The sequence below is a fragment of the Gammaproteobacteria bacterium genome (genome assembly GCA_019748175.1).
In the GTDB taxonomy this organism is placed as follows: domain Bacteria; phylum Pseudomonadota; class Gammaproteobacteria; order JAIEPX01; family JAIEPX01; genus JAIEPX01.
In genome coordinates this window covers 1-6,358 of record JAIEPX010000023.1, presented here as the reverse complement: position 1 = coordinate 6,358, position 6,358 = coordinate 1, and the positions used below count along the sequence as shown (strand labels likewise).

The window sequence follows — 6,358 nt, the reverse complement described above, 5'->3', positions numbered from 1 at the left end:
GAATATGATATGCCCATTTATTCAGTAGAAAGGCTCGATGAACAGCGGCAATTTATTGTTCAGTTTATTCATCAATTTATTCAAACAAGCTGTACCGATAATCGAAACATTAAATTTGCCCTTTTAGTTGGGATTCATAGGATAGCAGGGTTGCCTGACACTATTTATCACAGTGCATTGTTATCCAAAAATTATTACTCTGATTCGCTGTATCACCAATTAGGTTTTACTGAGCGTCATGTGAGTACCTTGCTACAAGATTTTCATATTCCCCTAAAGGAACTCAATAAACTCAAAAAATGGTATGGTCAACAAGTTAATGGCACCTGTATGTTCAATCCTTACTCTGTATTAAGTTTTTTAGATTCTAATACTTATGAGCCTTATTGGGCAGATCTGGTAGGTCGAGGTCCCATTTTGGATTTAATTCTCGAGGCTCCTCTTGAAGAACAAATTGATTTTATAAAATTATTAAAAAAAGAAGGTATTCGTAAAGCAGTCAAAACCGAAATTGATTTTCAAACATTAGTTTTTGATTCAGGGATTTTTTATCATAAATTAATTGCACGTGGTTTCTTAAGCATAGATAAAATGGAACAAACTGATGGTGGTTTAGTAGGTGAGATAAAAATACCTAACGAGGAGCTTCATCGCTATTTTATCCGCTCTACCTTAAATACTTTTTTGAAAAATAATTCGGAGTTAGAGCAAATCTATACTAATTTATTGTTCGGTACATTGAAAATTTTAAAATCTATGCCCTGCCAGCTTCTTAAAAAACGATGCAAGGCTTTATATTATCAGACGATGTTGGACAGTCTTATCTTTAATCGAGAATCACAGGAAGTTAAAGATAGTCTACCCTTCGAAACATTTTCACCGTTAATCAATCAAGTCGAAGAGCAGATGCAAAGCATTTTTACGGATTATCCATTGGAAGCAGCGAAAACAGAAAAATTCAAAGAAAAACTGCTGGTTTTTTTAGAGGCTCAAAAAAAATATTATCGTTTCCCCATTGAGAATAATGCCTCTTCAATGTGTAAACCAGATTCGTTTTTAGCCAATCAACTCAGTCAATTATCAGTTAGAGAAAATGAGCAGTTAGAAGAAGACGATTTTGAAGAAGGACTTGAATTCTCTTGCCCCACGTTTAATTAACGTATCTTACGAAATTACGCCAGATACCTCTATTTATTCCTTTTAAAAATTCATTAAGCAATAATAAGTATAGTAATCACGATCTATAACTTTAATGGGTTATTATAGAAAATATTATTAGTTATTTGGAGTTTGGGATTTGAAATTTTCTCTCGTAAACATTGAGCATAATAAATCGGGCTTCGAAGAATTGGCCAAATTTTATTCGAAGACAGCCTCCTGTTTTTTCGAAGATATTGAAATAAATATGCAATTGGTCAATTGGTTTGATGCCGATATGTGTGCGGCATTAGGTGCTATTCTTTATCGTTTAGGTGATCAGGTAAATACTATTAAATTTACTAATTTAGCCCCTGAAATAGAAAGAATTCTTGCGAAAAATGGATTTCTTAACCATTTTGGATATGTGCAAATTCCTGATAACTGGAGTACTACTATTCCTTATCGTCGCTTTGATGTAAAAGATGATCGAGCTTTTGCTGAATATATCGCTAATGAATTTTTACCCCGATCAGAGATACCTAAGATGTCTTTGATGCTAAGAAATAAATTTCAAAAAAATATCTTTGAAATTTTTAGTAATGCAGTGATACATTCGGATACCAAACTTGGAATTTTTAGTTGTGGTCAATATTTCCCAAATCGGCATGCATTGGACTTCTCTATAGCTGATTTAGGTGTCGGAATTCGCCAAAATATACAAAACAAAATAGGGCTTAAATTAACTGCCGAAGAAGCAATTAATTGGGCAACATCAGACCGCAATACAACTAAACGAGGTCAGGTACCTGGAGGATTAGGACTAAAGTTGCTGGGAGAGTTTATTGATGTGAATGGAGGTTGTATTCAGATTGTGTCAGAATATGGGTATTGGCAACGAAAAAAAAATCAGATTGAAACCGCTCAATTGGTTGCTCCTTTTCCTGGTACAGTAGTTAGTATTGAAATTAATAGTAATGATCCAGCAACATATAAATTGGTTGCTGAAATTACAGAAAACATATTCTAAGGGTTTATCATGAAAAAAAACTTAACAATTTCTGTATTCGAAATTGTTGGCAGTTCTCTATGCGTAGCCTCTAGCGATGGTCAAAAAGTATTTGATCGTCTTGCTGCTGCTCTTAATGATGATCGAAATGTTATGCTTTCTTTCCGTAATGTTACTATATTAACTTCAGCGTTTCTAAATGCAGCTGTAGGTCAATTATATGGGACTTTTAAAGAAGAAAAAATACGTTCGTTGCTTGAAGTTGAAGAGATACAATCTGATGATAGGGCGTTATTAAAACGGGTGGTAGATACCGCAAAGCAGTATTTTTCTGATCCTAATAAATTTGACCAGGCTGTTGATAATGTTTTAGAGAATGATCAGAATGATGAAAAAAATTGAAGCTGTTGAGAATTACGTATTTAAGTCATCTGATCAATTATTATTGGATACAAATATATGGCTTTTTCTTTATGGTCCAAGTTCTCCCAATTCTAGGATGGCAGTCTATTCACAAGCATTTAAAAATATTCTTGAAGCAAAATGTCAGATATTTATTGATGCTCTAATTGTTTCTGAATTCATAAATAGATATGCTCGGATAAAACAGGGATTAGTTGCGCCAGGGAAAAATTTTAAAGAATTTAGAAAAAGTAAAGAATTTAAAAATATTGCTATTTTAGTCGCTGAGGATATTTCTCGTGTTTTGGCTCATTGTTGTCAAATTGAGAGTGGCTTTGAAGCTATTGATATGGATAATTTATTACAAGTATATAGAGAAGGAAACTCTGATTTTAACGATCAAATTGTTACAGCTTTGTGTGATAATAAAAATTTGATTCTTCTTACTGACGATAGTGATTTTAAAGGTCAAGCCATTCCAATACTAACAGCAAATCCTAAGCTTCTTAAAAATTAACACACGTTCGAGCTCTGAAGGCTTAATTAATTGCCAATCCGAGCAATACCATCTTCAAAGCAGTGGGTTACAAGACATATTTTGTAAAGTATTAATTCATTTGACTTTTAATAATTTATTGCGGAAGATGGTGTAGGTTTCTATTCGCTAGAAACCTACTGCAAACAATTTAATTAAGGAGATAACTACAAATTTATAGAACTAAATAACGAATAGCGCGCCACCGAAGTGCAACGAACACCGCGATGACGCTGACCACATAACCTAAACAGGAGGCTACAAGGTGAGTAAAACTATCGGATCACTCCGGTAGAGTCCTCTTAGAACCGAACAGGCGGAACTACCGCATTCGGCTCCCGATGAATCAAGGTGCCTCATCACCGTCAGCAAGCGTTACCAAACAAAGAGATGGTTTTCCATGTTTTAGGATAATTAACCCTGTCAAGCAGGGCATTGAGTTTCTTCCAATTCATGGGTCTTTTCCTTCCTCGGCGGTTAATCCATTTCTTTATACATTGCTTACTTATCTCTATAAATTGCTTCACCCGTCTTTCATTATCTGATATTGCATGATAATTCAGCCAACCCACCACCGTACGTGCTACTTTTTTAAGTACACCCATAGTATCTTTTGTCGTGAGTTCACTTTTTAAGAAAGATTTTAATCCCTTGAGTTTAGTTGTGAAACGGTCTCTGCGGCTGGTAAATTTCATTCGCCACCACTTTCCATTTCTCGCTAGCCCCCAATAGACTGTGAAGCCAAGAAACTGATAAGTCGGAATGCGTTCTCCTTTCCTATGAGCTTGTTGTGCTTCGTTTTGGCCTGACCGAATCAGTCGGGACTTATCGATATGCATTTCCAGTCCATATTTATTCAACCGTTTTGGAAGTACTTCAAAGAACCGTTTTGCCTCGATATAGTTTTCAAAGGCGAAAACCATATCATCAACATACCTTACTTCATCCGTTACTCCTTTAAAGTGTCGCTTCCTGATTTCGTCGAACCAGACGTCAATCACTTCGTGAAGATAGATGTTTGCTAGAATCGGAGATAAAATTGAACCCTGTGGGCAGCCTTTGGTATTCATGGTAGTAACCCCATTTTCTAACACAGGAGCTGTTGCCAGTTTGTCAATCAATCTCAAGAAACCCTTGTCTGTAATTTTCTTCTGTAGGATGTTACTCAGTTCCTTGTGTGGAATTGAAGTGAAATACTTACAGATGTCTATTTCGACAACGGCTCCATTCCAGCACGGATATGTAGATTTCATTAAAGCACGCAGCGCATCATGGCAGCTTCGACCTCGTCGAAACCCGTAGGAGCAAGGTAGGAACAGTGGCTCGTAGATTCGGGTTAGAATCTCGCTGACTGCCGCTTGCACTAACTTATCTTCGAAACAAGCTATCGCTAAGGGTCTCTTACTTCCGTCATCTTTGGGAATTTCTGTGATTCGGGAAGGTTTGGGGTAGTAGGTGCCATTGCGTATTCGCCGGATGAGCCTATCTAAGTTTTCACTCAGCCGCCTTCCGTATCGTTCTTTGTTCATACCATCTATGCCTACAGACTTCTTTCCATCCATCTGTTGGTACATACTTTGGAGCAGTTGCTTATCAATAATGTGTCCAAGATTATTGAACACTTCTTGTTTATCAGCTTCTGCCCGCTTGCCTAAGCGTTCAAGTTTCGTTGTCCATGTTTCTCTGTCAATGCTGGGTACAGACACGGTTTCCCCTGTTCGCTACGATTCATCTGCCAGATCTTTGCTCCACGATCATTACTCGCTTCCTCGCTACTACATCTGGCTCCGCCACCCTCATTAGGTTTTCTGGGACCTTATGTTTTACATTTGTATCCCAAATACTTCTATCCTTGAAGCCTAAGAAGGGCTTCCCAAGTTCAGTCGTACATCTTTACAAACTCGCCAACGCCTATGACCCCGGAGATTGATGACAGTTGGATTTCCAGTTTAACCTTCTGTCTTCTGTTGCTTGCGGTAAAGCCAACTACCTCAGCTTTCTCAACGTCTATATTTTCGAGGCTGATTCACGTTCATCGATTGATTTTGGCTCGGATGTTTCGCTGTCTACGCTTCACCACTTTCGTTACCTAGAGAGGTGCAAGACTCGCTACACAGTAAAGCTGGTTCTTCTTCTGCGACGGGACTTTCACCCGCAAGATGTGCGCCGCTTCGTCTTGGCGCCCTGGCTCACAATAGCTTAGCGGTTCAACCGCTTTCGCGCAATGATATTTCCATCATTGCAAATCTTTTAAAACATTCCTTTGATTATTATCTTAATCATCAATCTCCCTTTTTTGTCGACTATCTCTGTTCATTAAGAACGTTAGTAGGTCTTGGCTTTACTGCTGTCCTTGCCGACAGAAGTTTGCTAAGTATTTACCAACATTACTTGAATCACTTTATTGGACAGAAAGAAGGCGATTTTAGGCAAAGCCCCGAGGCAAAGGAAATGATAGCGCAATCGACCGCCGAGATGGTAGGCACGGCCGTTATCAGCTTTCGAGCACTAAGGCACCCACCCTACTATGGGGAGTTTATTAATTCACTTCATTATACTATTGCTAAAATACCTGAGCTCAAGGATGGAACCAATGATTCTGAGCGTATTTTGAGCAATTTAACTGTGAATTAATGATTAAGTTCTGCTAACGCCGATAAGCTAATTGTCGGCGTTATTTGGATAAAATGTCAGACTGCAAGCTAATTTATGCTGTCTTAAACTTCTCTTGCCCGTTCTCTCGAACTTCACCTCCGTCATCTCGAACGTTAGTGAGAGATCTCCGGGTGTAGCACTGTGCCAAATTCGGAGATCTCTCACTAACATTCGAGATGACGAGCTGGCTCTTTAGGATGATGTGCTGACTTTTGTGGCGAGTTAAAAGCAATTCAATCAAGTAAACGCTTGCTATTAAGGCCGATGCTTAATAGTCGTCAAGCGGTCATTACTGAAATAAAGACTTAAGTTATGAACTTCCGGTTTATTCGCGCCTTTGCGCCAAGTGTAGACGTAATCCCAACGATTGTTATTATAGACTGGGCTTAAAAGACTCGTTCCCATCAGAATCGCTACATCTTGCTTGCTCATGCCGATTCTTAAACGCTCTATCTTAGAATGGGGTAGTAAATTTCCTTGTTGCACATAGCGTCTGGAGAAATCATAAGCGGCGCAATTAGTCAGGGAAAAGACTATCAACATTGTAAAAAGGGCGGTTCTCAATCGCATAACTTTGCCTGTACTGAAAAATTTCGTCATAATACCACGGCATTTATACA

Annotated in this window: 7 protein-coding genes; 5 read left to right on the top strand and 2 right to left on the bottom strand. The window is 38.2% G+C overall.

Going from position 1 to position 6,358, the window contains the following annotated elements; all coding sequences use genetic code 11:
- The 4 genes from K2X50_09560 to K2X50_09545 form a co-directional block, all read left to right on the top strand.
- Positions 1 to 1,158: AAA family ATPase (locus K2X50_09560; protein MBX9587491.1), on the top strand; the 1,158-nt coding region annotated here is incomplete at its 5' end.
- A 247-nt stretch (positions 1,159 to 1,405) separates the two neighbouring features.
- Positions 1,406 to 2,167 carry an ATP-binding protein gene (locus K2X50_09555; GenBank protein ID MBX9587490.1) on the top strand — a complete coding sequence of 254 codons (762 nt, stop codon included), beginning with the start codon at positions 1,406 to 1,408 and terminating at the stop codon, positions 2,165 to 2,167.
- A 9-nt stretch (positions 2,168 to 2,176) separates the two neighbouring features.
- On the top strand, positions 2,177 to 2,548 hold the full coding sequence (locus K2X50_09550) for an STAS-like domain-containing protein (protein MBX9587489.1): 372 nt from the start codon (positions 2,177 to 2,179) through the stop codon (positions 2,546 to 2,548).
- Positions 2,535 to 3,065 (top strand): type II toxin-antitoxin system VapC family toxin, encoded by a 531-nt coding sequence (locus K2X50_09545; protein MBX9587488.1) that lies wholly within the window; start codon positions 2,535 to 2,537, stop codon positions 3,063 to 3,065. The genes K2X50_09550 and K2X50_09545 overlap by 14 nt, the downstream gene beginning before the upstream one ends.
- A 383-nt stretch (positions 3,066 to 3,448) precedes the next feature.
- On the opposite strand, the gene K2X50_09540 is transcribed toward K2X50_09545, so the two are convergent.
- Positions 3,449 to 4,789, bottom strand: coding sequence for a group II intron reverse transcriptase/maturase (locus K2X50_09540; protein ID MBX9587487.1), 1,341 nt, complete (start codon positions 4,787 to 4,789; stop codon positions 3,449 to 3,451).
- 391 nt (positions 4,790 to 5,180) lie between these two features.
- Here K2X50_09540 and K2X50_09535 point away from each other — a divergent pair, with 391 nt between their 5' ends.
- Positions 5,181 to 5,717, top strand: a complete 537-nt coding sequence (locus tag K2X50_09535) for a hypothetical protein (GenBank protein MBX9587486.1) — start codon at positions 5,181 to 5,183, stop codon at positions 5,715 to 5,717.
- Between the two features lie 276 nt (positions 5,718 to 5,993).
- Here the strand turns inward: K2X50_09535 and K2X50_09530 are convergent, their stop codons facing one another.
- A complete protein-coding gene (locus tag K2X50_09530) occupies positions 5,994 to 6,338 on the bottom strand; it encodes an outer membrane protein assembly factor BamE (protein MBX9587485.1) in 345 nt (114 codons plus the stop codon).
- Positions 6,339 to 6,358: the final 20 nt, after the last annotated feature.

What these genes read in the sequence shown, in the direction of transcription:
- K2X50_09550 (MBX9587489.1), top strand. Translation starts at nt 2,177, where the DNA reads ATGAAAAAAAACTTAACAATTTCTGTATTCGAAATTGTTGGCAGTTCT.
- K2X50_09545 (MBX9587488.1), top strand. Translation starts at nt 2,535, where the DNA reads ATGAAAAAAATTGAAGCTGTTGAGAATTACGTATTTAAGTCATCTGAT.
- K2X50_09555 (MBX9587490.1), top strand. Translation starts at nt 1,406, where the DNA reads ATGCAATTGGTCAATTGGTTTGATGCCGATATGTGTGCGGCATTAGGT.
- K2X50_09530 (MBX9587485.1), bottom strand. Translation starts at nt 6,338, where the DNA reads ATGACGAAATTTTTCAGTACAGGCAAAGTTATGCGATTGAGAACCGCC.